Genomic DNA, 26,193 nt, shown 5'->3' with positions numbered 1-26,193 from the left:
ACGTTCGAGCCTAGCGCGAACGCCATACGGCGCCGGCTGACTCATTCGGCTGCGTCAATCTCTCGATCACTTCACGCGTCAAACTGGCCGAGCTCACCTGTTCGGCTTTCGCGCGGGCGGCGGTCAGGGAGCTGGAAAACGCGCTTTGCGGTTGCTCCAGGCTGGCGCGCAGGGCGGCCAGTTCCCGTTCCTGCTGCTGCGCGCGTGCCGTTTCCATCTCCAGCAATTGCTGCTTGGCCTCGGCCATCGCGCGCGTCGTCTCGGCTGCCTTGCGCTGCAGGGCGGCATGGGCCTGGGCGCTGGCCAGCAAGGCTTGCTGCGCGTCGAGCTTTTCGCTGGCGGCCCGCTGCGCGGCCAGTTCCAGCTGCTCGCGCTGGCGCATGGCGTCGAGCGCCTGCTGTTCCATGGCGGCGCGCGCTTCGGCTGCCGCCGTCGCCTGCTTTTCCACTTCCAGGCGGCCGGCGATGGCTTGCGAGGCGCGTTCTTCGGCACTGCTGGTCTGGCGCTGCTGCACCAGTTTTTGCGCGATCAGGGCCAGCGACTCGCGTTCGGCCGCGACGAAATCGCGCTCTGACGCCAGCAGCGCATCGGCCGCTTGCGCCTTGTCTTCTTCCACGCGGGCGCGCTCGCTATGCACTTGTCCCAGTTCCACGGCCAGGCGCGCCTGCGCCTGCACGGCTTGCGCGGCAGCGGCCTTTTTTTCACCTTCGACCAGCGCCTGGTCCATCAGGATGCGGATGGCGTCCGCTTCCTTTTGCGCCGCTTCCCGCAAAGCCTGTTCGGCCGCGTGCTGGCCGCGCAGCAGTTCCGCTTGCGCGCCTTCGGCGGCGATGCGTTCCTGCGCCGCGTTGCACGCCAGCGCTTCCGCTTCCAGTTTTTCTTTCAGGGCGGCGATGGCGGCTTGTTCGGCGGCCAGGCGCTCCTGCTCCGCCTGCAGCAGCTGCTCTGCCTGACGGGCTTTTTCCTGCGCCAGTTGCGATGCCTGTTCCTGCGCGGCCAAGGTCGCCTTACCGGCATCGACTTCGGCCTGCTCGGCTGCGTTCTGGCTGGCGGCCAGTTCCGCCGTCTGGCGCGCCAGTTCGGCGCGTTCGTGCGCCAGACTGGCGGCGCGCTGCTGCTCTTCCAGTTCGCGGGCTGCCGCCACGGCGGCTGCCTGTTCGGCCGCTTCGCGTGCCTTGGTCTGTTCGAGTGCGGCCGTTTCCGCTTCCAGCTTGGCGTGGCCGGCGATTTCCGCATCCTGTTCGGCCGTCACGCGAGCCAGCGCCACGGCGCGCAGCTGGCGGTCCACCTCGATGCGCGCCTCGGTGGCGGCCAGGATGCGCACGTCGGCATCGCGGCGCGCCTGCGCGCTGGCCACGGCGACCATTTCCAGGCGCTCGCGGTGGATGGCCGCGTCGCGCAATTCCTTTTCCGTCTGCAGGCGCAAACGCAGCGATTGGGCCGCATGGCGTTCCGATTCCGCCTGCGCCAGCGCGATGGCTTCGCGTTCCTGTTCCAGGTGCGCCAGCGCGCGCGCTTCTTCCAGGGCGCGCACTTCGGCGGCGGCACGGTTGAAGGCCGATTCCAGCGCGATCTGGTCGGCGCGCTCGCGCTGCACCGTCAAGTCCAGCGCTTCGCTTTCCGCTTCGGCCAGCATCTGCGCCGTCTGGCGCGCACCGTGGGCATGGCGCTCGCGTTCGCGCGCCAGCACGGCGACTCTGGCGTCGGCCGAGGCGATGCCCACCATTTCTTCCTTGGCTGCCTGCACGGCGGCGACGCGCTCGACGGCCTGCAGGCGCGCCTGCTCCGTCTGCACCTGCAATTCCTCGGCGGCGCGGGCGGCTTGCTCGGCCAGTTCAGACTGCACCGCCACTTGCTCGCTGGCGCGCAAGCGGCTTTCCTGCTCGGCGCGCGAACGCTGTTCGGCGGCCAGGCGGATTTCATTATCGGACTCCACGCGGGCACGCAGTTCGGCCGTTTCCTGCTTGACGGCTTCCAGGCGCGCCACGCTCGCTTGCGCGGCGGCGCGCATGGTGTCGAGGCGTTCGCGGTTGGCGGCAATCGCTTCTTCGGCGGCCTGCGCATTTTGCTGTGCGGCGGCGGCGGCGGCCGCGTCGATGGCGGCACGGTCCTCGGCCAGCGAGCGCACGCGCGCTTCGGCCAGCGCGCGGCTTTCGGCAGCGCAGGTGGCCTTCGCTTCCGCTTCCACGCGGGCAATCGCCTCGTGGATGGCTTTCAATTCCATTTTCTGGCGTTCCGCGGCGGGCGCCTTGGCATCGGCTTCGGCTGCCGGCTCGGCTTGCGGCTGGGGTGCGGCGATGGCGACCGGGGCCGGCGCTTCCGCCTTGCTTTCCAGGTCCTTGAAATCATGCAGCGAGACCATGCTGTCCTGGTCGAACTCGTCGTCGGCGCAATACGCGACGGTAAGGGAGGCGGCCTGGCGCTGATTTTGCTGTGCTTGCATGATTTCTCGCTTGTTCGGGTGAATTCCGTTGCTTCTAGGAATTTATTACCACCATTATCGAACAGGCATGCACAAATCAGCGCAGCAAGAAGAAGGATGTTTACCGCCCTTTTCGGGCGTTTAGGTCAAATGGGCCACAAAGGCGCTTCATCCATCAACGCCACCTGCTCGCGCAATTCCAGGATGCGGTCCTGCCAGTAGCGCTGCGTGTTGAACCACGGGAAGGCGACGGGGAAGGCGGGATCGTCCCAGCGGCGCGCCAGCCAGGCCGAATAATGGATCAGGCGCAGGGTGCGCAGCGCTTCGACCAGGTACAGCTGGCGCGGGTCGAAATCGCAAAAATCTTCGTAGCCGGCCAGGATGTCGCTCATCTGCCGCACCTGGTCGCTGCGCTCGCCCGACAGCATCATCCACAGATCCTGGATGGCCGGGCCCATGCGGCTATCGTCGAAATCGACGAAATGGGGGCCGGCGTCCGTCCACAGCACATTGCCGCCATGGCAATCGCCGTGCGTGCGCAACATGGCCACGTCGCCCGCGCGGTCATAGCAGCGCTTGACGCCGTCGAGCGCCTGCTGCGCCACGCTGGAATATGCGGCCAGCAGTTCGGGCGGCAGGAAATTGCCTTCCAATAGAAACTCGCGCGGCTCGACGCCAAACGTCTGGTGGTCGAGCGCCGGCCGCTCCTTGTAGGTCGACAGCGCGCCGACGGCGTGGATGCGGCCGATGAAGCGCCCTATCCATTCCAGGGTGGCCGGGTCGTCCAGTTCGGGCGCGCGGCCGCCGTGGCGGGGGAAGACGGCAAAGCGGAAGCCCTGGTACTGGTGCAGGGTGCTGCCGTTGATGGACAGCGCCGGCACCACCTGTATTTCGCGCTCGACCAGCTCGGACACGAACGCATGCTCTTCCAGGATGGCCGTATCGGTCCAGCGCGCGGGGCGGTAAAACTTGGCCACCAAGGGCGCGCTGTCTTCGATGCCCACCTGGTAGACGCGGTTTTCATAGCTGTTCAGGGCCAGCAGGCGGCCATCGCCGCGCAAGCCCACGCTGTCGAGGGCGTCGAGCACGCAATCAGGGCTCAGGGCGGAAAAGGGATGGACGGGCCGGTCGTCCTCGTGCGGCTGGTTTTCATTGTGCATAAGCGACATTGTAAGGCGCGCGCGGGCCGCCGGTGCAAACACTTCGGCGGCAAGCCGCAGCAAGGCGTATACTGACGCCTTACATTCAATCAAAGAGCAAGCCATGCAACTCGAACAGCCATTATCAGAAAAAGAATTCGACGAATTAGACCAATTCCTGTTGTCGGAGCGCTGCTCCGAGGACGCGATGACCATGGATATGCTGCACGGCTATCTGACGGCCGTCGCCATCGGCCCGGAACCGATCATGCCGGCCGAATGGTTGCCGCGCGTGTGGGGCGAAAACGCCGAAGATGCGCCAAAATTCAAGAACAGCAAGGAAGAAGAGCGCATCGTCAACCTGATCATGCGCTTCATGAACGAAGTGCTGGTGACATTCGAAGTGGCGCCGAAGGAGTTCGAAGCGCTGTTCGTCGAACACGACTACGAAGGCCAGACCCTGATCGACGCCGAAGCGTGGTGCTGGGGCTTCTGGGACGGCATGGAACTGCGTCCGGGCTCGTGGAACGAGATCTGGGATTCCGAAGTGGCCGAACTGATGCAGCCTATCTACCTGCTGGGCGCCGACGAAATCAAGGAAGAAGAGCTGAAACTGGTGGAAGACCCGGTCAAGGCGCACAAGCTGGCGCAGGAACTGGAAGCGAACCTGCCGGCCATCCACCGTTTCTGGGTCCCGCGCCGCAAGGCACCGGTGCAAACCATGAAGCGCGAAGAGCCGAAAGTGGGCCGCAACGACGACTGCCCTTGCGGCAGCGGCAAGAAGTTCAAGAAATGCTGCGGCGCCGAGCCGGCAGCCGAGTAATCGCGCAGTAGCATCCCTGTTGCGCCGGCGTCCTGCCGGCGCAGCGCCGGCGCTGGCCCCCGGGCTATAATCGGCGCATGAAACTCCCCGACCTGAACCTGCTCGTCGCCCTCGACATCCTGCTCGAGGAAGGCAGCGCCGTGGCCGCCGCGCGGCGCATGAACTTGAGCGCGCCGGCCATGAGCCGCACCCTGGCGCGCATCCGCGACGCCATCGGCGACCCCGTCTTCGTGCGCTCCGGGCGCGGCCTGGCGCCCACCCCGCGCGCGCTGGAATTGCGCGAGCAGGTGCGCGGCGTGGTGGAGCAGGCGCACGCCATCTTCACGTCCGGTCGTGAAATCGACTTGCGCACCCTGGAACGCACCTTCAGCCTGTGCGCCAACGACGTGTTTGTCGGCGCCTACGGCGGCAAGCTGCGCGACCTGCTGGCCGTGCACGCGCCGCACACGGTGCTGCGCTTCGTGCCCGAAGGCGATGGCGCCACGGAAAACGACGCCCTGCACGCGGGCCGCGTCGACCTGTATATCAGCGCGCGGCGCGCCTTTGCGCCCGACATCAAGCTGCAGCAGCTGTTTACCAGCGGCTTTGTCGGCATCGCCCGCAGCGACCACCCGATCTTCGACGGCCCCATCAACCTCGACAGCTTTACCGAGTACGAACATATCAGCGTCTCGCGGCGCGGCCTGGCGCGCGGCCCGTTCGATACGGCCTTGGCCGAGCGGGGCTACACGCGCCGGGTTTCGCTGATCAGCCCCAACTTCCAGTCCGCCATCTTCGCCGTGGCCGATTCGCGCCTGCTGCTGCCGCTGATGCCCACACCGCTGCTGGCCATCGTCGAGCGCCTGGGCCTGAAGCTGCGCACCTTCGAACTGCCGATTCCCGTCGACAGCGTGGAAGTCTTCCAGGCCTGGCACCCGCGCCTCGACCACGACCATGCGCACCGCTGGCTGCGCCGCATGATCAAGGAGCTGTGCGGCAGCGCGCTGCCAGGTACCTAGGGACTGAACTCACCCATCATTGCGTCAGACGCAATTCAGACTTCCTTAATTATCAATTTTCACAATATTAACGGCTACCTATACTGCGTGGACTGATCCTCATCCACGGAGTTCCCTGTGTCCGCTGTACCCCTTCCCGGCGCCGCCCCTGCGGCCGCGCCTCCCGTCCCACCTGCTTTCGGCCTGCGCCTGGCCACCGGCCTGGCCGGTGTGCTGCTGGCCGTGCTGGTGTCCGGCCTGAATGAAAACATCACCAAGGTCGCGCTGGCCGACATCCGCGGCGCCATGGACATCGCGCGCGACGACGCCAGCTGGCTCGTCGCCCTGTATGCGGCCGCCTCGGTGTCGGCCATGGCGTTCGCGCCGTGGTGTTCCGTCACCTTCTCGCTGCGCCGCCTGACGGCAGCCGCCATCATCGTCTGCATGGCCGCCGGCCTGCTGTGCCCATTCGCCCCGAACCTGTCCGTGCTGATGGTTCTGCGCGTGGTGCAGGGCGCGGCCGGCGGCGCCCTGCCGCCCATGCTGATGACGGTGGCCCTGCGCTTCCTGCCGCCCAACATCAAGCTGTATGGCCTGGGCGGCTATGCGCTGAGCGCCACTTTCGGCCCCAGCCTGGGCACGCCGCTGGCCGCCTTCTGGACCGAATACCTGGGCTGGCAATGGGCCTTCTGGCAAGTCGTCCCGGGCAGCATCGTCGCCCTGCTGATGGTGTCCTGGGGCTTACCGCAAGACCCGCTGCGCCTCGAACGCTTGCGCCAGTTCGACTGGCGCGGCCTGCTGCTTGGCCTGCCCGCCATCAGCATGCTGGTGGTCGGCTTGCTGCAGGGCGAACGCCTGGCGTGGTTCGCCTCGCCGCTGATCTGCGTGCTGCTGGGCGGCGGCGCCGTGCTGCTGGGTTTGTTTTTCATCAACGAGTGGTCGCATCCGCTGCCGTTCTTCAAGCTGCAGCTGCTGTCGCGGCGCAACCTCAGTCATGCCCTGCTGACCCTGGGCGGCGTGCTGTTCGTGCTGCTGGCCGTGATCCTGATCCCCTCGTCCTACCTGGCGCAGGTACATGCCTACCGCCCGCTGCAAACGGCGCCCGTGATGCTGATGGTGGCGCTGCCGCAGCTGATCGCGCTGCCGCTGGTGGCCGCCCTGTGCAATCTGCGCGCCGTCGACTGCCGCTGGGTGCTGGCCATCGGCCTGGGCATGCTGGCCGTCTCCTGCGTGCTCGGCGCGCGCATGTCGCCCGACTGGATCCGCACGCATTTCTACCTGCTGCAAGCGGTGCAGATCTTCGCGCAACCAATGGCCGTGATTCCCTTGCTGCTGCTGGCCACCACGGGCCTGGCGCCGCAGGATGGCCCGTTCGCCTCGGCCTGGTTCAACACCATCAAGGGCATGTCGGCCGTCGTCGCCACCGGCGTGCTCGATGCGCTGATCACGCGCCGCAACCATTTTCATTCGACGGTGCTCAGCGAACGCCTGGGCAATCTGCCGGACGCCGTCGATGTGCCAGGGCTGGCACAGCGCATGCACGCGCAAGTCGTCACCCTGACCTCGTCCGACCTGTACCTCACCGTGGCCGCCATCGCGCTGGCCATGATTGTGATCATCCCCATCCTGCCGACGCGCGTCTATCCGCCGCGCGCCGCTTGATTTTCATTTTACGAAAGAGCTTCACCATGCAAAAACCCATACTACGCTCGCGCGCCTTTCTTCTCGGCCTGGCCCTGCTGGCCGGCGCCCTCGCCTTCTGCGCCTGGCAACTGCTGTTTTCCCCCAGCGAAGAAGGCACCGACGACGCCTTCGTCAGCGCCGACTACACCGTGCTCTCGCCCAAGGTGGGCGGCATCGTGCGCGATGTGCTGGTGGAAGACAACCAGGCTGTCAAGGCGGGCCAGCTGCTGGCGCGCATCGACGACCGAGATTACCAGGCCGCCGCCGCCTCGGCCCGCGCCGAAGTCGCGGGCGCCGAAGCGCAGCTGGCCACTGCCCGCGCCACGGTGCAGCGCCAGCAATCGGTGATCGAACAAGCCAGCACCCTGGTCGACGCCAACCAGGCGGAAGACAAACTGGCGCAGCAGGAACTGGCCCGGTCAACGCACCTGGCCGGCCAGGGCGCGGGCAGCGTGCAGAACGCGCAGCAGGCGCAATCGCGCTTCGACGTGAGCCGCGCGCGCCTGGCGCAAAACCGCGCCGCCCTCGTCGCCACGCGCAAGCAGACGGACATTTTGCAAGCGCAGCAAGGCGCGGCCGAAGCGGCCCTGCTGCGCGCAAAGGCCAGCCTGCAACGGGCCGAACTGGATCTGTCGCATACGCAGCTGCACGCCCCCATCGACGGCATCGTGGGACGCCGCGCCGTGCGCGTCGGCGCCCTCGTGGCGCCTGGCGCCAGCCTGATGGCCGTGGTGCCCCTGAACCGCAGCTTCGTCGTCGCCAACCTGCAGGAAACCCAGCTGACGCACGTGCGCCAGGGCCAGCGCGCCAGCATCGCCGTCGACGCCTACCCGGGCGCACTCCTGCACGGCACGGTGCACAGCATCGCGCCCGCCACGGGCGTGACGTTTGCCGCCATCGCGCCGGAAAACGCCACCGGCAACTTCACCAAGGTGGTGCAGCGCATCCCCGTGCGGATCGCGCTCGATCCGGGCCAGGATGGCGAACAGCGCCTGCGCGTGGGAATGTCGGCCGAAGTGCGCATCGATACAGCCATGCGCCGTCAAGCATTGACACAGGTGAGCGCGCGATGAAAGCACTGATACTCATCACGGCCCTGGGTCTGGCCGGCTGCGCCAGCGTCGGCACCGACTTCCAGCGTCCGCACCATGACCTGGGTCAGCAATGGCGTCAGGCGGAAGATGCCCGCTTCGCGGCGGCACAGGATGGCGCCATCGAGCAGCGCTGGTGGGACAGCTTTGGCGACACGACTCTGTCGTCCCTGCTGCAGCGCGCCGCCGGCGCCAATCTCGACGTGCTGGCGGCCGCCAGCCGACTGGAACAGAGTCGCGCCGCGCGCGGAGTCATCGGCGCCGCGCAAGGCCCGTCGCTGGGCGCAAATGGCAGCTATGGCCGCGCGCGTAACAGCGAACAAGGCTTGAGCGACCCGTCGCGCAACAACGGCCAGTCCGCCTACAGCCTGTGGCAAAGCAATCTCGATGCGGCCTGGGAGCTGGACCTGTGGGGCCGCGTGCGGCGCGAAGTGGAAGCGGCTGACGCGCGCGTCGACGCGGCCCAGGAAACGCAACGCGGCGTGCTGCTGGCCGTGCTGGCCGAGACGGCGCGCGACTACATCGAGCTGCGCGGCGCGCAGCAGACCCTGGCCATCACGCAGCAGCTGCTCGATATCGCCCGCCATACCTTGAACCTGACCCGCATCCGCCTGCGCGAAGGCGCGGCGACGCAGCTCGACGAGGCCGAGGCGGCGGCCCATGTCGCCACCATCGAAGCGCGGTTGCCGCCGCTGCAGCAGCGCGAAGCGCGCCTGGGCAATGCCCTCGCCCTCTTGCTGGCGTTGCCGCCGCAGTCGCTGCGGGCGGAACTGGCGGCCAGCAAGGAGATCCCTGTTGTGGCCATGCAGGTGCAGCTGGGCGTACCCAGCAGCCTGGCCGAGCGGCGGCCCGACATCCGCCGCGCCGAAGCGCAGCTGCACGCGGCCACGGCCGCCATCGGCGTGGCGCAAGGCGATTTTTATCCGCGCATCACGCTCTCGGGCAGCATCGGCCTGCAAGCGATGCAGCTGTCCGACATCGGCTGGGACGCCAAACGCTTTGCCTTCGGTCCCGGCTTCAGCGTGCCCCTGTTCGATGGCGGCCGTCTGCGCGGCAAGCTGCAATTGCGCGAGGCGCAGCAGCAGGAAGCGGCCATCGCCTACCGCCAGACCGTGCTGGCCGCCTGGCACGAAGTGGAAGACGCGCTGTCTGGCTACCAGGCGAACCAGCGCCGCCAGGCCAGCCTCGATGAAGCCGTCAAGCAGGGACGACGCGCGCTGGGCAGCGCGGAGCTGCAATACCGCCAGGGCGGCACGGACCTGATCAATGTGCTGCACGTGCAAAACACCTTATTGAACAACGAAGCGGCGCTGGTCGACAGCCGCGCCACCGCCTCGCTGTCGCTGGTCCAGGTCTACAAGGCGCTGGGCGGCGGCTGGCAAGCCTTTTCAAGCACCTCACAAGGAAGCACGCCATGAAACCGAATCCCGCCCATTTTTCCATCCACGACGTCAGCGACTTTCCCATCGTGCGCTTTCGCCCTGAAACGGCCGTCACCGGCTATGCCCCGCTGTGGGAAAACGACATGGACGCCCTGCTGCGTCATGGTGTACCGTTCGTCATGCTGTTCGAAGAGGAGCGCAGCGATGAAGCGCACGTCGACCGCAAGCGGCGCGGCCTGTGGCTCAAGCACAACAAGGTGGCGCTGGCCACCCTTTGCCGGGGCCTCGTGTCCATCGAGGCGGATGCGGAACGGCGCGCGCGCCTGCAGGCGATGGCGGCCGGCGCCATGAAAGCCTTCGGCATCCTGCAGGAAGTGGCGGCCACGCGCGAACAGGCCGAGGCCCTGATGGTGTGGCTGCTGGGCAGCGGCCAGATGGCGCGGCCGCGCGCGGTGGACGTGTGGTAGCAATCTAGGCGGCCCGGCGCACGGCGCTTCTGGCAGGGATGACGCACACGTGGCCATCGCTGCTGGTGGCCGTCGTCAGGGCGATGCCGTACAGCGCGGCCAGGGCGGGCACGGCGCCGGCATCGCTGGCGATGTCGGCGACCAACTGGCCCGAACGCACCAGCAGCAGGCGCTCGAAACCCAGCAAGGCATGATTGATGTCGTGCAGGATGGCGATGACGGCGTGGCCGCGTGCGGTGCAGAACTGCTGCAGGCTGTCGAGCAGATCGAACTGCAGGCCGGGATCGAGCGCCGCCAGCGGTTCGTCGACGAGTATCAAGCCATCTTTGACATCCCACATCTGCGCGAAGATACGCGCCAGCTGCACCCTCGCCTGTTCGCCGCCGGATAAAGTGTCCAGGCGCCGGCCCAGCAAATTCCCGGCGTGCGCCAGGGCGGCGGCGTCCTGCACGATCCGTCCCAATTGCGGGTCGACCAGGCGCGCCACTCTTCCCAGGCCGATCACCAGTTCGCACTGCAATCCGAAGGCCACGTGCGAGCCTTGCGGCAACACGGCGCGGCACCGCGCCAGGTCGGCCAGCGGCCACTGCGCCAGGGGACGGCCGGCGAACGCCACCTGGCCCGCCTGCGGCTGCAGTTCGCGCGCCATCAGTTTGAGCAGGGTCGACTTGCCGGCGCCGCTGGGGCCGAGGATGGCGATACGTTCGCCGGGCGCCACCCGCACATTGAAGGGGCCGAAATACTGCTGGCCCAGTTGGGTGGTGGCGAAGGAGAGTTCCAGCAGGGGCGTCATGTTCACCTCTAGGCGGTGCCGTGGCGGAAGCGCCGCAACAGCATCAGAAAAAATGGCCCGCCCAGCAAGGCCGTGAAAATGCCGACGGGGACTTCCGCGGGAATGGCGACCGTGCGCGCCAGGGTGTCGGCCAACAGCAGCAGCAAGCCGCCGGCCAGCATGGACAGCGGTAGCACACGGCGCTGGTCGGCGCCCAGCCAGGTGCGCACCAGGTGCGGCGCGATCAGGCCGATAAAACCGATGCCGCCGCACCAGGCGACGGCAAAGCCCGTCAGCACGGCCACCAGCACGATGACCTGCGTGCGCAGCCGGCCCACGTCGATGCCCACATGCAGCGCCTGCGCCTCGCCCAGCGCCAGCGCGTTCAATGAGCGCATCAGGAAGCGCGTGGCCCACAGCGCGCCGGCCAGCACCAGCAGCAAAGCCGCCACCTGGCGCCAGCTGCCGGCCGACAGCGAACCGAGGGTCCAGAAAGTCAGGGTGCGCAGCTGGTCGTCGCTGGCCAGGTAGATGCACAGGCCCATGACGGCCACCGTGATGGCGTTCAGCGCCACGCCCGTCAACAGCAGGCCGACGATGGAACCGGGGGTGGCCCAACGGGCGACCCGGTCGAGCAGCACGCAAATGAGCATGGCGCCGCCAAACGCGGCCCCCGGCAGCAGCCACACGCGCAGCTCGGGCGCCACGTGCAGGCTGGCGGCGAAGACGATGGTGGCCGCGCCCGCGCAGGCGGCGCCGCTGCTCACGCCCAGCAGCCCCGGATCGGCCAGCGGATTGCGAAACAGCCCTTGCGTCAGGCCGCCGGCCAGCGCCAGCGCGGCGCCGATCAGGATGGCGAACAGGGCGCGCGGCAAACGGATATGCCACAGCACATACGCGCCGCCGGACAATGCATCGTCGCCCGCTTGAAACGGCGCCAGCCAGTCGGCCAGCGTCACGGACACGGCGCCCGCCTGCACGGCGATGAGCAGACCGGCAAACAACGCCACAGCCAGCATGCCGCCAGCACCCCAGCGTGGCCAGGACACTGCCGGCGTCATCGCGCGCACGTTCATGCAGTCATGGCTTTCGCGAAGGCGGCGTCGAGTTCCGCCAGCGCCTGCGGCATGCGCGGGCCGAAGCCCAAGAGCAGCATGGCTTCCAGCGACACGATGCGCTGCTTGCGCCCGGCCGGCGTCTGCGCCAGGCCTGGCAGTTTCAGGATGCCGTCCACGCCGCCCGAGGCCTTCAAGCCCTGGTCCGTGACGAGCACGACGTCGGGCCGCGCGGCGATCACGGCTTCGGGCGTCAGCGGTTTGTAGCCGGCGAATCCACCCTGCCCGCCCATCACGTTGACGGCGCCCGCATACGCCAGCATGGCGTCGGCGCCCGTCTCGCGCCCGCCCACCATCACCTGGTTCGGCGCATGGGCGAGGATGAACAGCACGCGCACGGGTGCATGCTGGCGCTGGCGCACCTTGCCCAGGGCGCCGTCCCACTGCTGCTGCAAGGCTTGCGCCAGGCGCGCGGCGGGGTCGGCACGGCCCATGATCTGGCCCACCTGTTTGACCCGTTCAATCAAACCTTCGAACTGGTTATTCGCGTTCAGCACCGCCACCGGCACGCCCGCGTCGCGCACCTGGCGCAGCACCGCCGACGGTCCCGCTTCCTCGGTGGCGATCAGCTGCGTGGGCGCCAGCGACAGCACGCCCTCGGCCGACAGGGTGCGCGCATAACCGACCTGCGGCAGCTGTTGCGCCACGGCCGGATACAGCGAGGTGGTATCGACGCCCACCAGTTCGCCCTGCGCCTCGAGCGCATAGACGATTTCCGTCAGGGCGCCGCCGACGCTGACGATGCGCCGCGCCTTGATCACCGGCTTGGCCGCGTCGGACACGGCGGCCAGCACCTGCATCGGCGCGGCCAGCGCCAGCGCGCCCGCCCCCATTTTTTTCAGCGCGATGCGGCGCGCCACGCTGGCGGCGATCATGCGGCGCATAGTTCGCCCTCCTGCAGCACGCGCTCGACGACGTTGCGCCATTCGCACAGTTCATGCACGCCCGGCTTGCGTTCGCCGAAGAACATGACGATGGTGTCGCCCTTGGCGTCGAACAGTTCCACCGACGTCACCAGGCCATCGACGGTCGGCTTTTTCACCACCCACGCGCTGGCGATATGGTCTTCGCGCAAATGCAGGTTGAAGCGCGTGTCGAGGACATTGATCCACGGCCCCATCACGGCGATCTTGTGCACGGGCCCCGAATGGATCTGGATCATGCCGGCATTGCCGACGAAGGCCATGATGGCCACCTTTTCGAGGGCGGCGTTATTGAGCAGGTCGAGCACGCAGGATTTGTCGAGCTGCTGCACGAAGCGCGCCTCGGCCAGGCGCAGGCCTTGCAGGCGCGAGACCGAATATTTTTTCAGCAAAGTGAAAAATTCATGCGTGTCGCGCAAATCGGCCCAGGCGGCGCGAAAGCCGGCCACGTCGATCTGCGCGTCGGGCAATTCGGCCGGCGGCGCCGCCGCTGCCGTCACGGCGATGCCGGCCGCCTGGTCCGCGTCGGCGAAGCGCGTCACCAGCGCATCGTAGGCGGCCACGTCGCTTTGCGGCTTGAGAAAAATCTTGTGCACGGCGTGGCCGGCAGCATCGAAAAATTGCAGGCTGCGCTGCACTTCCTTTTCTCCCATCTCGCGAACGGCAAAGCCATGCGCCCACTGGCGGTAAAACACGCGCAAGTCGATGTCGCCGCCGAGCACCAGGCCCACGTGGTTGTTGTGACTAGCTTTTCGATAGACACCCGTCTTTTCATGCACGCACGAAGCGTTGCGCGTCAACGCCATGACTTCGCCCAGCGGCTCCAGCGCCTGGACGATGGCGGGCCAGTCGGCCTGCAGGCGCTCGGCGCCCAGCAAGGCGCCATCGGCCAGCGACAGGCCCGCATGCGCGGCGATCAGCTCGCCTTCGGAAATGGCCAGTTCCTCGGCGATGTCGCGGTGGCGGGCTTTCTTTTCGCGGCGCAGGCGGGCAAATTCGCTGGCGACCAGCTCGGTGTTGCAAATAGGGGGCATGCTCGTCACGGTGTCTCCTTTCAAGGCGAACACTGGCTGGCATGGGCTGGCTGGTGGTGGGGAATCTTGAAATCAATTATAAATGAGAATCATTCGCAATCAAGAGTTATTTGTGCGCGGCCAAAAAAAAGCGCCGCGACAGGAAACCCGTCGCGGCGCAAAGGAGACCGATCAATACAACCGATCAGTTCGGGAAAAAAGGTCAGGCGCTCGCTTGCACGGCCGGCATGGAGACCGGCTTGGCAGTGGGACGCTGCGCCAGCAAGACGACGGCGGCCAGCACCATGGCGCCGCCCAGCAATTGCGTGCCGCTCACGGATTCCTTCAGCAAGGTCACGCCGAACGCCATCGTGATGACGGGTTCAAACGTGGAAATGATGGACGCCTTGGCCGCGCCGATTTGCGCCACGCCGGCAAAGAAGGCGGCAATCGCGATGGCCGTCGAGAACAGGGCGATGGCGCTGACGGCCAGCCAGCCCGTCGCCGTGCCCGGCAAAGACACGCCTTGCCACAAGGCAATCGCGCTGTTCGACAGGCCGGCCGTGCCCAGGATCACCACGCAGGCGGCCAATGGGTGAATATTCTCGCGGCTTTTCGACAGGCTGTTGCCAAACAGGATGTACACGGCATACACCCCGGCGGCCATCAATGCCAGCGCGATGCCGATGGGTTGGCCCTGCAGCTTGCCGCCCAGGGTGATGGCCATGCCGGCAATGGCCAGCGCCATCAGCACGAGCATGCGGCGGTCCAGCTTTTCCCAGCCCAGCGCCAGCGCGAGGATCGTCACCAGCACGGGATACACATACAGCAACATGCCGCACAGGCCGCTGCTGGCATACATCAGGGCATTGAAATAGCCTTGCGACTGGGCCGTGTACATCAGGCCCATCAGCATGTAGCCGGCCAGCAGGCGGCCGCGCGGCAAGCGCCAGCCACCGAGCCACACGAGCGGCAGCAAGAGCATGGCGGCGATGACGAAACGCAAGGCCAGCATGGTCGACGGGTTGACCCCGGACGCATATGCCGCCTTGGCAAACACTGCGGAACTGCCGAAACCGGCGGCCGACAGCAACACCAGCGCAACAGCGCGGCGATCAGACATGACTAAACCTCTTTGAGTACGCCAGGGTAAACCTGCTGCGCGTCGCGCTTTGCGGCCGGCGATGCTCACCGTACTGAAGTACGGTTGCGCTTCTCGGCCACAAATCACTGCCGCTCGCGACGGTTTTCCCAGGCGTTGTAAATATTAATGCCAAGCAAGGCTGGAAGGTGATGCGTACGTGAAATACATGCGTGAATCCTATTGCGGGTCGCTTCACACATAAGCGGCATCATATTCGCTTGCGCAAAATGAAACAAACCAATATTCTTCACGGATAGGCCGAATATTACTGAGGCTCAATTCTCTTGAGAGTGCCATGTCACGTCCCTTGCCCCCACTCGCCGCCCTGCACGCTTTCGAGGCGGCCGCCCGCCATGAAGGCTTCCAGCGCGCGGGCGAAGAATTGCACGTCTCGGCCGGCGCCATCGGCCACCACGTGAAACAGCTGGAAGCATGGCTCGGCATCGTGCTGTTCCAGCGCCTGCCGCGCGGCGTGGTGCTGACCAATGCTGGGCAGCGCTATGCGGCCTCGCTGGGGCCGATCCTCAACCAGCTGGCCGACGTGTCCGAGCAGGCGCGGCGCCAGGGCGACGACAAGGTGGTGACGGTGACGGCCACCAGCTCGCTCGTCTCGCGCTGGCTGATGCCGCGCCTGGGCCGCCTGCGCGACCGCTATCCGCAGATCGAGCTGCGCGTGCTGGCGTCGATGCATCCGGTCGACCTGGCGCGCGATGGCGTGGACGTGGCCATCCGCCTGGGACCGGGCCGCTATCCGGGCCTCAAAGTGGATTTATTGATGGAAGAATGGTTTTCCGCCGTCTGCAGCCCCGATTTCCGCGCCAACGCCGCCAGCCTGCGCCAGCCCGGCGACCTGCTGCGCTACCCGCTGCTGCACGACGAGCCGGAAGTGCATCTGCCCGGCGAAATCGACTGGACGCGCTGGCTGCACAGCTGCGGCGTGCACTACAGCGGCAATAGCGGCAACAGCGGCGCGCGCTTTTCGCACACCTATCTGTGCCTGGACGCGGCCGCCAGCGGCCAGGGCGTGGCCATCGCCGCCAGCCCCCTGATCGGCGACGACCTGCGCTCGGGCCGGCTGGTGCGCGTGTTCGAACACGCCGTGCGCGGCCCCCACTGCTATTATCTGCTGCGCTCGCCCCAGGCGGAAACACGGCCCCTCGTGCATGCCTTCTGCGAATGGCTGATCGCCGAGGCGCGCGCCGACCAGGAAACCGTCTGGCCAATAGTGGAGACCGCATGACTCAGCAGGAATTGGCGCGCAGCGCCGAATATAGTGTCCAGCATGAATACGAACACGCCACGGTGACGGCGGCCGATGGCCGGCAAGCCAGCGTGGGCGAGTTCTATGGCGATCCTGCCGTGGCCTTGATCGATGGCCATGAACAATGGTGCGCCGTGGCGGGAGAAGGATTGGTGATTTGCCGGCTGGAACAGGGGTTCGGCCAGTGCGCGGCATATTTCCGCCAGCCTGGCGAAGTGCGCTGGATCACGGCTTTACGGCAAACGGGGGCGTTTGCGCTGGAGTGGCAGGATGAGGATGAGGCTTGGCACAGTCTTGTCTTTGAGGCGGTGGATGTGTCGGCTTACGCGCCAGGGCGCTAAGCCGACCTACGCCGACCAACGCCGACCTACGAAAGCGGAGGTAATGCCCCGTAGGTCGGCTTAGCGCGCAGCGCGTAAGCCGACAACACATTACAATTTAATGAAGTGCTCGCGGTAGTATTTCAGCTCTTCGACCGATTCCAGAATATCGGCCAGCGCCGTGTGCTTCTGGTGCTTCTTGAAACCGGTGGCGATTTCAGGCTTCCAGCGCTTGCACAGTTCTTTGAGTGTCGATACGTCGACATTGCGATAGTGGAAGAACGCTTCCAGCTTCGGCATGCCGCGCACCATGAAGCGGCGGTCCTGGCCGATGGTGTTGCCGCACATGGGCGACTTGCCTGCCGGTACGTATTTCTTCAGGAACGCGATCAGTTCCGCCTCCGCCTGCGCTTCCGTCACGGTCGACGCTTTCACCTTGTCGATCAGGCCCGAGCGGCCGTGCGTGCCCTTGTTCCAGGCATCCATCTTGTTCAGGGTTTCATCCGACTGGTGAATCACGAACACGGGGCCTTCGGCCAGCAGGTTCAAGTGCATGTCCGTCACCACCACCGCCACCTCGATGATGCGGTCGGTATCGGGCTCCAGGCCCGTCATTTCCATGTCGACCCAGACCAGGTTCATCTCGTTTGGACGTGCCGGCACCGTGGGTGCGGGAGTGGATGCAGAGGTGGGTGCAGATAAGTCGGTCGCTTGTGACATAATTCTCTCTTGGCCTAATCAAACTAAATAATCAGCCATTTTCTCACAGGCACAGAATGTATTCACTCGCGTTTTCGATTTTGTTTGTATCCGTCCTCGTTTTGACCCTCGCCGTGCGCTTTTGGCTCGCTTCGCGGCAGATTCGCCACGTGCTGGCGCACCGCGCCGTTGTCCCGCCCGAATTCGCGGAAAAAATCCCGCTGGCCGCGCACCAGAAGGCGGCCGACTACACGGTGGCGAAGACCAAATTTGGCCTGCTGACCCTGCTGGTCAACTATGCCGTGCTGATCGGTTTTACCCTGCTGGGCGGCCTGCAATGGCTGGCGCTGCACCTGAATGAATGGATGGGGCCGGGTTCGCCCATGCTGTACCAGATCGGCCTGATCGCCGCCTTTGCCGCCATTTCCGGCCTGATCGACCTGCCCTTCGACTATTACCGCCAGTTCGTGCTGGAGCAGCGCTTCGGCTTCAACACCATGGCGCGCAAGCTGTTCTTCACGGACATGCTCAAGGGCGTGGCCCTGGGCGCCGTCATCGGCCTGCCGCTGATCTGGGTCGTGCTGACCCTGATGGCCAAGTCGGGCGGCCTGTGGTGGTTGTACGCGTGGTTCGTCTGGAGCGGCTTCCAGCTGCTGATGATGGTGCTGTTCCCCACCGTCATCGCCCCGCTGTTCAACAAATTCACGCCGCTGGCCGACGAAGCGCTGAAAAGCCGCATCGAAGGCTTGATGCAGCGCGTGGGCTTTGCCTCGAAAGGCCTGTTCGTCATGGATGGCTCGAAGCGCAGCGCCCACGGCAATGCGTATTTCTCGGGTTTTGGCGCCAACAAGCGCATCGTTTTCTTCGACACCCTGCTGTCGCGCCTGGCGCCGCAGGAAATCGAAGCCGTGCTGGCGCATGAACTGGGCCACTTCAAGCTCAAGCACATCGTCAAGCGCATCGCCATGATGTTCGTCATCTCGCTCGGTTTCCTCGCGCTGCTGGGCTTCCTGAAGACGCAGCCGTGGTTTTACGCGGGCCTCGGTGTCGACCCTGTCGCGCTGGCGCTCACTGGCCAGCCGACGGACGCGCTGGCCCTGCTGCTGTTCATGCTGGCCTTGCCCGTCTTCACTTTCCTGCTGGGACCGTTGACCTCGCTCAGCTCGCGCAAGCACGAATTCGAAGCGGACGCCTTTGCCGCCACGCACACGCAGGCGGACGACCTCGTCTCGGCGCTCGTCAAAATGTATGAAGACAATGCGTCGACCCTGACGCCCGACCCGCTGCACTCGGCCTTTTACGATAGCCACCCGCCGGCCAGCGTGCGCATCCGCCACCTGAAAGGGGCTTCCGCATGAATACGCCATCGACTTCGCAGGACCTGGCCCAACTGAGCTGCACGCCGCGCCAGCAGGCGCTGGGCGACTCGGACATCGCCACCTTGCACGCCCTGCTGCCGCAGTGGAGCGTGCAAAACGGCAAGCTGTGCCGCGACTTCGGCTTCAAGAATTACTACCAGACCCTGGCGTTCGTGAACGCCCTGGCCTATATGACCCATACGCAAGACCACCATCCGGAGCTCATCATTACTTACAAAACCTGCGCCGTGCGCTACGACACGCACTCGGTCAACCAGGGCGCCGGCGGCCTGTCCGAAAACGACTTCATCTGCGCCGCCAAGGCAGACCTCATCTACCAGAGCAGCCAGGTGACCGCATGAGCGAAGGCAAGTTGACAGGCGTCATCATTGCCGCCCACGGCCGTCATTACCTGGCCGACGTGGACGGCGCCAAGCTGCAATGCGTGACGCGCGGCAAGAAAACCAATGTGGCCGTGGGCGACATCGTGCACCTGACGCGCACTTCCAACGACCAGGCCGTCATCGACCGCATCGAGGAACGCAAGACCTTGCTGTACCGCTCGGATCAGTACAAATCGAAATTGCTGGCCGCCAACCTGACGCAGCTGTTCATCGTCGTGGCGACGGAACCGGGCTTTGCCGACGACCTGATCTCGCGCTCGCTGGTGGCGGCCGACGCGGCCGGCATCGAGGCGCGCATCATCCTCAACAAAACGGACGTGACCGCTTCGCTGGAACGCGCCCGCGAACGCCTGCTGCCGTATTCCTCGATGGGCTATCCCGTCGATGAAGTGTCGGCCCGCGCCGAACCCGAGCACGCCGTGGCCACCCTGGCGCCGTTGCTGGCGGGCCAGTCGTCCATCCTCATCGGCCAGTCGGGCATGGGCAAGTCGTCCTTGATCAACCTGCTGGTGCCGGACGCCGACATCGCCGTGCGCGAAATCTCGGCCGCGCTCGACACGGGCAAGCACACGACGACCTTTACGCGCCTGTACAAGCTCGATGAACTGGGCGCGAACAGCTCCATCATCGATTCGCCCGGTTTCCAGGAATTCGGCCTGTACCACCTGTCCGAAGGTATGCTGGAGCGGGCCTTCCGCGAATTCCAGCCCTACCTGGGCGGCTGCAAGTTCTATAACTGCCGCCACCTGATCGAGCCGCAATGCGCCATCCTGCAAGCCTTGTCTGAAGGCAAGATCGCCAAGATGCGCCATACCCTGTACGGCCAGCTGCTGCACGAGTCGGCGCAAACGCTGTATTGAACGCGCCTGGCGCCCGCCATCGGCGCGGGCGCCAAACCGACAAAAAAACCAATATTACAAGCTAAACAGAATTAAATTCTGCTGAACAGCTCGCTTTCCCCCATTCATTCCAAAACCATCCATCGCCCGATTTCGCGTTTCAGCGCCGGATTCCGGCGTTTCATCGCTTTGCGCTGGCATGGCGCCCATCCACTTGCTACCTTGGCATTGTCCCCGCCAGCGAACCTGCTGGAGACAACATTGGTCTAACTCCAACCCGCATTTGATCACAAGGTGAAATCATGAAAGCATCGTTCTCGCGTACCCTGGCCCTCGGTAGCGCCGCCCTCGTCCTCGGCCTGTCTTGCCTCAGCGCCAGCGCGCTGGAAATCGGCGAACAGGACAAGGTGCAGGTCTCCGGCAAGGTCTACAAACTGGCCCCGCAGGAATTCAGCCAGTATGGCAATCGCTACCAGCTCGACACGGGCGATACCTTGCTGCTGCGCCAGCAAGTCAACCGCTATTTCACGCAAATCAAGGGACAGCCCGAAGTAGAACTGTTCGGCCGCGCACCTGGCGTCTTTGAAACGGCCAGCGGCACCCGCATGGAATTTCGCAACGATGGCGACGTCATCGCCATCACCGGACTGAACAATATTCCGGGCGCCATCGCCAAGGCGGGCGAAACGGCCGGCAGCGTGCACTTCGCCGGCCGCTAAGCAGACACATGGCGACCGGCAGGCAAGCCGTCGCCAGCCTGCCCACGGGGCGTGCATCAGCCGGCAGGGGCTGGTGCACGCCCCGCCTGCTTTGCGCAGTCCGAACGGGTATGCGCAAAAAATACTGTCGAGTCAGCCAAACAACTGCATCCGAATGCAGCTTACAATGCGATCCAATAAGGTGTCACTGGCCGCGGGCCAACACCATCGCCTTGCGGGAGATTTCGGATGGAAATGTTCGCACTCGAACATGACATTGCACAGTGGGAAGACACACTGCGGCCATTGCGCGCCCTGGAGCGCTTGCCCTTGCTGATGCTGCTGGCATGGCATTTGCGCCAGCGCAACTGCGCGCAGGCGCTGCACCATGCGGCCGAAGCGGCGTCCTTGCTGCCCCAGGCCCAACTGCCGGACCACGCCCTGGCCATCGCGCAGGCGCGTCTGCAACTGGTGCAGGCGGAAATATCCTGGCTGCAAGGGGCGCTCGATGCGGCCGAAAGCCTGGCGATGGCGGCGCACGCCATCCTGTGCGCGCACGGCGACGGCGCCGCCTGCGCCGATGCACACTGGCTGCTGTCCTCGATTGCCGTCGACCGGGGCGACCACGTCCGCTGCGATGCCGAACTGCTGGCCGCTGCCGGACAAGCGCGCAGCGCCGGCGATGCGATGCGCGCCAGCCTGGCCGACGCCGCCACGGCGCGCTGGGCCGTGTTGCGCGATGCGCCGGCCGCCCAAGCGCGCTGGGGCGCCGCATTCCAGGCCGACTGCGCCAGCGGCAAGCTGCCCGCGCCGCTCGCTGCCTGGGTGCATGACTTCCGCGGCTTGCTGGCGCACACCTCGCGCGACCTGGGCACGGCCGCCGGCCACTACATGCAAAGCTATGAAGCGGCGCTGGAAAGCGGCCAGCTGCGCGGCGCCATCACGGCCGCCATCAATATCGGCGATTGTTTTTCCAGCCTTAACGACAACGAATCGGCCCTCGAATGGATGCAGTGCGCGCTGGATCTGGCGCGTCCCACCGGCTGGCCGCGCAGCATCGGCGCCTGCCAGACGCATACGGCCGAAACCATGCGCAAGCTGGGACGTCTGGCCACGGCCGAAGACTTGCTGCGCCAGGCGCTGCACCTGCTGGCGCCCATGTCGGGCGCGCGCACCTATGCCAACGCCCTGTTCCACCTGGGCGAACTGAGCCTGGACAAGGGCGACTACGACACGGCGCTCGATGCCTTCAGCCGGCTGGCGCAGCGGGCCGAAGCGCTGGGCCAGGCCGATTTCCGCAGCATGGCCCAGCGCGGCAGCGCTCACGCGCTGTCCTACCTGGACCGCCCGGACGAAGCGCTGCAGGCGGCCGAACGGGCTTGCCAGCTGGCCACCGCGCAAGGCGACGCCATGCACCAAGTGGCGGCGCTGCGCGTCTTGTCCATGCTGCATGCACGCCATGAGCTGCCGCCGCCCGCAGGCATGCTGGAACGTAATCCCGCCCTGCATTTCCTGCACCAGGCGCTGCAGGTGGCCGCCTCCATCGACGGCTATTCGCCGCCCGGCGAACTGCTCGATGCGCTGGCGCGCGAATACGCGCATGCGGGCGACTATGCGCGCGCCTACGATATCGCCCTCGATGCGGGCATGGCGCGCGAAAAAAGCCACACCCAGCAGGCGAGCAACCGCGCCACCGCCATGCAGGTCTACCACCAGACGGAACATGCGCGCTCGGAAGGCTATCACCACCGCGAGCTGGCCGCCTCCGAAGCGCGCCGCGCCGAAGTGCTGCAGCAGACCAGCGACACCCTGGAACGGTTGTCGGCCATCGGCCAGGAAATCACCACCCACCTCGATGCCAGCGCCGTGTTCCAGGTGCTCGACCGCCACGTGCACGCTTTGCTGCCAGTCAACACCTTTGCCGTCTACATGCTCGACGCGGCGGGCACGGCGCTGCGCCGCGCGCATGGCATGGAAGCGGGCCGGCCCCTGTCCGACAACGCCATTCCACTGAACAATCCACGCGCCTACTCCGTGCGCTGCCTGCTGGGCCGGCGCGAAGTGTATATCGACCAGGTGCCGCCGCGCCGCCACGCCTACACGGTGCCCGGCACCCTGCATAACCAGAGCGTGCTGTACGTACCGCTGATGGTGGGCGAACGCGTGCTGGGCGTGATGACGGTGCAAGCTTGCCACGCCAATGCGTATGGCGAACGCGAGCGGCTGATCTTCCGTACCCTGTGCGCGTATGGCGCCATCGCGCTCGACAACGCCAGCGCCTACCGGCAATTGCAAGATGCCCAGGCGCAACTGGTATCGCAGGAAAAACTGGCCGCCCTCGGTTCCTTGATGGCCGGCGTGGCGCATGAACTCAATACCCCGATCGGCAACAGTTTATTAATCGCCAGCACCATGCAGCAAAAGACGGAAGACGTGGAACGCCTGATGAACGGTCCCGGCCTGCGCCGCTCGGACCTGGCCGCCTTCATCGACGATGCGGGCAAGGCGTCGGCGCTGGTGATGCGCGGCCTGCGCAGCGCGGCCGACCTGGTCAACAGTTTCAAGCAGGTAGCCGTCGACCGCACCACCGAGCAGCGGCGCCGGTTTGACTTGCAACAAGTAAGCAATGAAATCATCGCCACCGTCATGAACCGCATCCGCAGTTCGGGCCACCGCATCGAAGTGGAGATAGCCTTCGGCATCGCCATGGACAGCTATCCGGGTCCGTTTGGCCAGGTGATCACCAATCTGATCAACAATGCCCTGCTGCACGCCTTCGCCCCCGCGCCCAACGATGGCGGCGCCGGCACGGGCTGCATGCGTTTGTCCGCCACGATGGAGGCGGCGCGCGTGCACATCGTCTTCGAGGACAATGGCGGCGGCATCGCCGAACAGCATTTGTCGCGCATCTTCGACCCCTTCTTTACCACCAAGCTGGGCCAGGGCGGCAGCGGCCTGGGTTTGTCGATCAGCTACAACATCGTCACGGCCCTGCTGGGCGGCACCATCCAGGTGGCCAGCAGCCCCGCCGGCACGCGCTTCACCCTGGACTTGCCGCTGGAAGCGCCGCAGCTGGACGGCGCCGCGCCCGCCAGCATCTATTAACCACCACCGTTTGCCCGGGCGCAGGCTTGCCTATACAAGTACGCGTCCGGCCAGTCTTTCCAATCTAAAAGCAAAACCCTTATAATTGAACGGCTGAAGTCCCTGCCATTGCATGATTTACAACTTGGCAAACCGCATCGACCCGCGCGACAAACAGGCACGGGCACCGATCAACACAGCAGCGCGCCGGGCGAGGCAGTCATCAGACGAGATGTTGTACGCTGATGCAACCCGGCGGGAAAGGCACGCCGCCGGCGGCCTGCGCATCTTCAAGTGGTCATTATGTCGACAAAAAAACCGATCAAGCACTACCTCCAGTTCTCCGATTTCACGTTGGAAGAGTATGAATATGTGATCGAACGCGCCCATCTGATCAAGCGCAAGTTCAAGAACTACGAAATCTACCATCCATTGATCGACCGCACCCTGGTGATGGTCTTTGAAAAGAACTCGACCCGCACGCGATTGTCGTTCGAAGCCGGCATGCACCAGCTGGGCGGCGCCGCCATCTACCTGAACACGCGCGATTCCCAGCTGGGCCGCGGCGAGCCGGTGGAAGACGCGGGCCAGGTCATGTCGCGCATGTGCGACATCATCATGGTGCGTACCTTCGGCCAGGAAATCATTGAGCGTTTCGCCGCCAATTCGCGCGTGCCGGTGATCAATGGACTGACCAATGAACACCACCCGTGCCAAGTCTTTGCCGACATCTTCACCTACATCGAACACCGCGGCTCGATCGCCGGCAAGGTCGTCGCCTGGATCGGCGACGCCAACAACATGCTGTACTCGTGGCTGCAGGCGGCCGAAGTGTTCGGCTTCCACGTCAACGTGTCGACACCAAAGGGCTACGACATCGACCTGTCGCAAGTCAAAACCGAGCGCTACACCTTCTTCGCCAACCCGTCGGACGCCTGCGAAGGCGCGCACCTGGTCAACACGGACGTGTGGACCAGCATGGGTTACGAAGCGGAAAACGCGGCCCGTATCGCCGCCTTCGACGGCTGGATCGTCGATGGCGCGAAGATGTCCCGCGCCGCGCCCGACGCCCTGTTCATGCACTGCCTGCCTGCCCACCGCGGCGAGGAAGTGGCCGCCGAAGTCATCGACGGTCCGCAATCGGTGGTGTGGGACGAGGCGGAAAACCGCTTGCACGTGCAAAAAGCGCTGATTGAATACCTGTTACTCGGTAAAATCCAATAATTCGCCTGGAACTGCAGAACTCCCGGCAGCATCGCAACACATACATCGACAACGACAACTGGAAGCAATATGAGCGACATTAAAAAAGTAGTCCTGGCCTATTCCGGCGGACTCGACACCTCCGTCATCCTGAAGTGGCTGCAAGATAACTACCAGTGCGAAATCGTCACCTTCACGGCCGACCTGGGCCAGGGCGAAGAACTGGAACCGGCGCGCGCCAAGGCAATCAAGTTCGGCATCAAGCCGGAAAACATCCATATCGAAGACGTCCGCGAAGAATTCGTGCGCGATTTCGTCTTCCCGATGTTCCGCGCCAACACCGTGTATGAAGGCGAGTACCTGCTGGGTACCTCGATCGCCCGTCCTTTGATCGCCAAGCGCCTGATCGAAATCGCCAACGCCACCGGCGCCGACGCCATCTCGCACGGCGCGACCGGCAAGGGTAACGACCAGGTGCGTTTCGAACTGGGCGCCTACGCCCTCAAGCCAGGCGTGAAAATCATCGCGCCATGGCGCGAGTGGGACCTGCTGTCGCGCGAAAAACTGCTGAAGTACGCGGAAGACGCCGGCATCGAAATCGACATGAAGCACAAGAACGGCGGCGCGCCGTATTCGATGGATGCCAACTTGCTGCACATCAGCTTTGAAGGCCGCCACCTGGAAAACCCGAGCGCCGAAGCAGAAGAAACGATGTGGCGCTGGACCGTCAGCCCGGAAAACGCCCCGGACGAAGCGGAATACCTGGACATCGAATACGAAAAAGGCGATATCGTCGCCATCAACGGCGTGCGCATGTCGCCTGCCACCGTGCTGGCCGAACTGAACAAAGTTGGCGGCAAGCATGGCGTGGGACGCCTGGACCTGGTGGAAAACCGCTATGTCGGCATGAAGTCGCGCGGCTGCTATGAAACCCCGGGCGGCACCATCATGCTGAAAGCCCACCGCGCCATCGAATCGATCACCCTGGACCGCGAAGTGGCCCACCTGAAAGATGACCTGATGCCGCGCTACGCGTCGATGATCTACAACGGCTACTGGTGGGCGCCTGAGCGCGTTGCCCTGCAAACCCTGATCGACCACACGCAGGAAACCGTGAACGGCTGGGTACGCATCAAGCTGTACAAGGGCAATGTCATCGTCGTTTCGCGCGATTCGAAGACGGATTCGCTGTTCGACATGAACATCGCCACCTTCGACGAAGACGGCGGCGCCTACAACCAGGCCGACGCCGGCGGCTTCATCAAGCTGAACGCCTTGCGCATGCGCATCGCCGCCATCGCCCGCGAAAAGCGCGGCCAGAAGTAACTAGTTGCCGGGAGGCACTACCTCCCGCATCCACCGAAGCCGCCCACGGG

23 protein-coding genes are annotated in these 26,193 nt (G+C 65.3%); 15 read left to right on the top strand and 8 right to left on the bottom strand.

The window, feature by feature from the left end:
• Positions 1 to 10: 10 nt before the first annotated feature.
• The gene (locus P9875_RS09180) at positions 11 to 2,443 is read right to left on the bottom strand and encodes a hypothetical protein (RefSeq protein ID WP_278318183.1); all 2,433 of its coding nucleotides are present in this window, start codon (positions 2,441 to 2,443) and stop codon (positions 11 to 13) included.
• Between the two features lie 125 nt (positions 2,444 to 2,568).
• Positions 2,569 to 3,582 (bottom strand): serine/threonine protein kinase, encoded by a 1,014-nt coding sequence (locus P9875_RS09175; protein WP_219310721.1) that lies wholly within the window; start codon positions 3,580 to 3,582, stop codon positions 2,569 to 2,571.
• A 103-nt stretch (positions 3,583 to 3,685) separates the two neighbouring features.
• Between P9875_RS09175 and P9875_RS09170 the strand changes: the two genes are divergently transcribed.
• The 6 genes from P9875_RS09170 to P9875_RS09145 all read left to right on the top strand — a co-directional run bounded on the left by P9875_RS09170 (position 3,686) and on the right by P9875_RS09145 (position 9,984).
• Positions 3,686 to 4,384 (top strand): UPF0149 family protein, encoded by a 699-nt coding sequence (locus P9875_RS09170; protein ID WP_035825997.1) that lies wholly within the window; start codon positions 3,686 to 3,688, stop codon positions 4,382 to 4,384.
• A gap of 77 nt (positions 4,385 to 4,461) precedes the next feature.
• A complete protein-coding gene (locus tag P9875_RS09165; protein WP_278318182.1) occupies positions 4,462 to 5,382 on the top strand; it encodes a LysR family transcriptional regulator in 921 nt (306 codons plus the stop codon).
• A gap of 117 nt (positions 5,383 to 5,499) precedes the next feature.
• Positions 5,500 to 7,023: an MFS transporter gene (locus P9875_RS09160; RefSeq protein WP_278318181.1), complete on the top strand. Its 1,524-nt coding sequence runs from the start codon at positions 5,500 to 5,502 to the stop codon at positions 7,021 to 7,023.
• 26 nt (positions 7,024 to 7,049) lie between these two features.
• Positions 7,050 to 8,117, top strand: coding sequence for an HlyD family secretion protein (locus P9875_RS09155; RefSeq protein WP_278318180.1), 1,068 nt, complete (start codon positions 7,050 to 7,052; stop codon positions 8,115 to 8,117).
• A complete protein-coding gene (locus tag P9875_RS09150) occupies positions 8,114 to 9,553 on the top strand; it encodes an efflux transporter outer membrane subunit (protein ID WP_278318179.1) in 1,440 nt (479 codons plus the stop codon). The genes P9875_RS09155 and P9875_RS09150 overlap by 4 nt, the downstream gene beginning before the upstream one ends.
• A complete protein-coding gene (locus P9875_RS09145; protein ID WP_278318178.1) occupies positions 9,550 to 9,984 on the top strand; it encodes a hypothetical protein in 435 nt (144 codons plus the stop codon). Before P9875_RS09150 ends, P9875_RS09145 begins: the two co-directional genes overlap by 4 nt.
• Before the next feature lie 4 nt (positions 9,985 to 9,988).
• Here the strand turns inward: P9875_RS09145 and P9875_RS09140 are convergent, their stop codons facing one another.
• The 5 genes from P9875_RS09140 to P9875_RS09120 form a co-directional block, all read right to left on the bottom strand.
• Complete coding sequence (locus P9875_RS09140; RefSeq protein WP_278318177.1) at positions 9,989 to 10,777, bottom strand: ATP-binding cassette domain-containing protein; 789 nt, start codon at positions 10,775 to 10,777, stop codon at positions 9,989 to 9,991.
• 8 nt (positions 10,778 to 10,785) lie between these two features.
• The gene (locus P9875_RS09135) at positions 10,786 to 11,832 is read right to left on the bottom strand and encodes a FecCD family ABC transporter permease (protein ID WP_278318176.1); all 1,047 of its coding nucleotides are present in this window, start codon (positions 11,830 to 11,832) and stop codon (positions 10,786 to 10,788) included.
• Complete coding sequence (locus tag P9875_RS09130) at positions 11,829 to 12,755, bottom strand: heme/hemin ABC transporter substrate-binding protein (RefSeq protein ID WP_278318175.1); 927 nt, start codon at positions 12,753 to 12,755, stop codon at positions 11,829 to 11,831. The genes P9875_RS09135 and P9875_RS09130 overlap by 4 nt, the downstream gene beginning before the upstream one ends.
• Entirely contained in the window at positions 12,743 to 13,828 is a 1,086-nt protein-coding gene (locus P9875_RS09125; protein ID WP_278318807.1) for a hemin-degrading factor, read from the bottom strand. The genes P9875_RS09130 and P9875_RS09125 overlap by 13 nt, the downstream gene beginning before the upstream one ends.
• A 202-nt stretch (positions 13,829 to 14,030) precedes the next feature.
• A complete protein-coding gene (locus P9875_RS09120; RefSeq protein ID WP_058051029.1) occupies positions 14,031 to 14,930 on the bottom strand; it encodes a DMT family transporter in 900 nt (299 codons plus the stop codon).
• Between the two features lie 316 nt (positions 14,931 to 15,246).
• Here P9875_RS09120 and gcvA point away from each other — a divergent pair, with 316 nt between their 5' ends.
• Both gcvA and P9875_RS09110 read left to right on the top strand, forming a co-directional pair.
• Positions 15,247 to 16,191 (top strand): transcriptional regulator GcvA, encoded by a 945-nt coding sequence (gene gcvA / locus P9875_RS09115; protein ID WP_099404084.1) that lies wholly within the window; start codon positions 15,247 to 15,249, stop codon positions 16,189 to 16,191.
• A complete protein-coding gene (locus P9875_RS09110; RefSeq protein WP_099404085.1) occupies positions 16,188 to 16,553 on the top strand; it encodes a hypothetical protein in 366 nt (121 codons plus the stop codon). The genes gcvA and P9875_RS09110 overlap by 4 nt, the downstream gene beginning before the upstream one ends.
• Positions 16,554 to 16,643: 90 nt before the next feature.
• Here the strand turns inward: P9875_RS09110 and orn are convergent, their stop codons facing one another.
• A complete protein-coding gene (orn, locus tag P9875_RS09105; RefSeq protein WP_200880321.1) occupies positions 16,644 to 17,252 on the bottom strand; it encodes an oligoribonuclease in 609 nt (202 codons plus the stop codon).
• Positions 17,253 to 17,308: 56 nt separating this feature from the next.
• Here orn and P9875_RS09100 point away from each other — a divergent pair, with 56 nt between their 5' ends.
• The 7 genes from P9875_RS09100 to P9875_RS09070 all read left to right on the top strand — a co-directional run bounded on the left by P9875_RS09100 (position 17,309) and on the right by P9875_RS09070 (position 26,143).
• Complete coding sequence (locus P9875_RS09100) at positions 17,309 to 18,589, top strand: M48 family metallopeptidase (protein WP_278318174.1); 1,281 nt, start codon at positions 17,309 to 17,311, stop codon at positions 18,587 to 18,589.
• Positions 18,586 to 18,951 carry a 4a-hydroxytetrahydrobiopterin dehydratase gene (locus P9875_RS09095; RefSeq protein ID WP_278318173.1) on the top strand — a complete coding sequence of 122 codons (366 nt, stop codon included), beginning with the start codon at positions 18,586 to 18,588 and terminating at the stop codon, positions 18,949 to 18,951. Before P9875_RS09100 ends, P9875_RS09095 begins: the two co-directional genes overlap by 4 nt.
• Positions 18,948 to 19,853 carry a ribosome small subunit-dependent GTPase A gene (gene rsgA / locus P9875_RS09090; RefSeq protein ID WP_034785059.1) on the top strand — a complete coding sequence of 302 codons (906 nt, stop codon included), beginning with the start codon at positions 18,948 to 18,950 and terminating at the stop codon, positions 19,851 to 19,853. Before P9875_RS09095 ends, rsgA begins: the two co-directional genes overlap by 4 nt.
• Positions 19,854 to 20,134: 281 nt before the next feature.
• The gene (locus tag P9875_RS09085; RefSeq protein ID WP_099404088.1) at positions 20,135 to 20,551 is read left to right on the top strand and encodes a hypothetical protein; all 417 of its coding nucleotides are present in this window, start codon (positions 20,135 to 20,137) and stop codon (positions 20,549 to 20,551) included.
• Positions 20,552 to 20,785: 234 nt separating this feature from the next.
• On the top strand, positions 20,786 to 23,635 hold the full coding sequence (locus tag P9875_RS09080; RefSeq protein WP_278318172.1) for an ATP-binding protein: 2,850 nt from the start codon (positions 20,786 to 20,788) through the stop codon (positions 23,633 to 23,635).
• 282 nt (positions 23,636 to 23,917) lie between these two features.
• Entirely contained in the window at positions 23,918 to 24,838 is a 921-nt protein-coding gene (gene argF / locus P9875_RS09075) for an ornithine carbamoyltransferase (RefSeq protein ID WP_099404090.1), read from the top strand.
• Positions 24,839 to 24,907: 69 nt separating this feature from the next.
• Entirely contained in the window at positions 24,908 to 26,143 is a 1,236-nt protein-coding gene (locus P9875_RS09070) for an argininosuccinate synthase (RefSeq protein ID WP_035825961.1), read from the top strand.
• Positions 26,144 to 26,193: the final 50 nt, after the last annotated feature.

Source organism: Janthinobacterium rivuli (genome assembly GCF_029690045.1).
GTDB lineage: Bacteria > Pseudomonadota > Gammaproteobacteria > Burkholderiales > Burkholderiaceae_D > Janthinobacterium > Janthinobacterium rivuli.
The sequence above is the reverse complement of the archived record's forward strand: the minus strand, read 5'-3'. Positions and strand labels throughout refer to the sequence as shown.

Coding starts and splice junctions, on each gene's coding strand:
- P9875_RS09180 (WP_278318183.1), bottom strand. CDS start 2,443: ATGCAAGCACAGCAAAATCAGCGCCAGGCCGCCTCCCTTACCGTCGCG.
- P9875_RS09175 (WP_219310721.1), bottom strand. CDS start 3,582: ATGCACAATGAAAACCAGCCGCACGAGGACGACCGGCCCGTCCATCCC.
- P9875_RS09170 (WP_035825997.1), top strand. CDS start 3,686: ATGCAACTCGAACAGCCATTATCAGAAAAAGAATTCGACGAATTAGAC.
- P9875_RS09165 (WP_278318182.1), top strand. CDS start 4,462: ATGAAACTCCCCGACCTGAACCTGCTCGTCGCCCTCGACATCCTGCTC.
- P9875_RS09155 (WP_278318180.1), top strand. CDS start 7,050: ATGCAAAAACCCATACTACGCTCGCGCGCCTTTCTTCTCGGCCTGGCC.
- P9875_RS09150 (WP_278318179.1), top strand. CDS start 8,114: ATGAAAGCACTGATACTCATCACGGCCCTGGGTCTGGCCGGCTGCGCC.
- P9875_RS09145 (WP_278318178.1), top strand. CDS start 9,550: ATGAAACCGAATCCCGCCCATTTTTCCATCCACGACGTCAGCGACTTT.
- P9875_RS09140 (WP_278318177.1), bottom strand. CDS start 10,777: ATGACGCCCCTGCTGGAACTCTCCTTCGCCACCACCCAACTGGGCCAG.
- P9875_RS09135 (WP_278318176.1), bottom strand. CDS start 11,832: ATGAACGTGCGCGCGATGACGCCGGCAGTGTCCTGGCCACGCTGGGGT.
- P9875_RS09130 (WP_278318175.1), bottom strand. CDS start 12,755: ATGCGCCGCATGATCGCCGCCAGCGTGGCGCGCCGCATCGCGCTGAAA.
- P9875_RS09125 (WP_278318807.1), bottom strand. CDS start 13,828: ATGCCCCCTATTTGCAACACCGAGCTGGTCGCCAGCGAATTTGCCCGC.
- P9875_RS09120 (WP_058051029.1), bottom strand. CDS start 14,930: ATGTCTGATCGCCGCGCTGTTGCGCTGGTGTTGCTGTCGGCCGCCGGT.
- gcvA (WP_099404084.1), top strand. CDS start 15,247: ATGTCACGTCCCTTGCCCCCACTCGCCGCCCTGCACGCTTTCGAGGCG.
- P9875_RS09110 (WP_099404085.1), top strand. CDS start 16,188: ATGACTCAGCAGGAATTGGCGCGCAGCGCCGAATATAGTGTCCAGCAT.
- orn (WP_200880321.1), bottom strand. CDS start 17,252: ATGTCACAAGCGACCGACTTATCTGCACCCACCTCTGCATCCACTCCC.
- P9875_RS09100 (WP_278318174.1), top strand. CDS start 17,309: ATGTATTCACTCGCGTTTTCGATTTTGTTTGTATCCGTCCTCGTTTTG.
- P9875_RS09095 (WP_278318173.1), top strand. CDS start 18,586: ATGAATACGCCATCGACTTCGCAGGACCTGGCCCAACTGAGCTGCACG.
- rsgA (WP_034785059.1), top strand. CDS start 18,948: ATGAGCGAAGGCAAGTTGACAGGCGTCATCATTGCCGCCCACGGCCGT.
- P9875_RS09085 (WP_099404088.1), top strand. CDS start 20,135: ATGAAAGCATCGTTCTCGCGTACCCTGGCCCTCGGTAGCGCCGCCCTC.
- P9875_RS09080 (WP_278318172.1), top strand. CDS start 20,786: ATGTTCGCACTCGAACATGACATTGCACAGTGGGAAGACACACTGCGG.
- argF (WP_099404090.1), top strand. CDS start 23,918: ATGTCGACAAAAAAACCGATCAAGCACTACCTCCAGTTCTCCGATTTC.
- P9875_RS09070 (WP_035825961.1), top strand. CDS start 24,908: ATGAGCGACATTAAAAAAGTAGTCCTGGCCTATTCCGGCGGACTCGAC.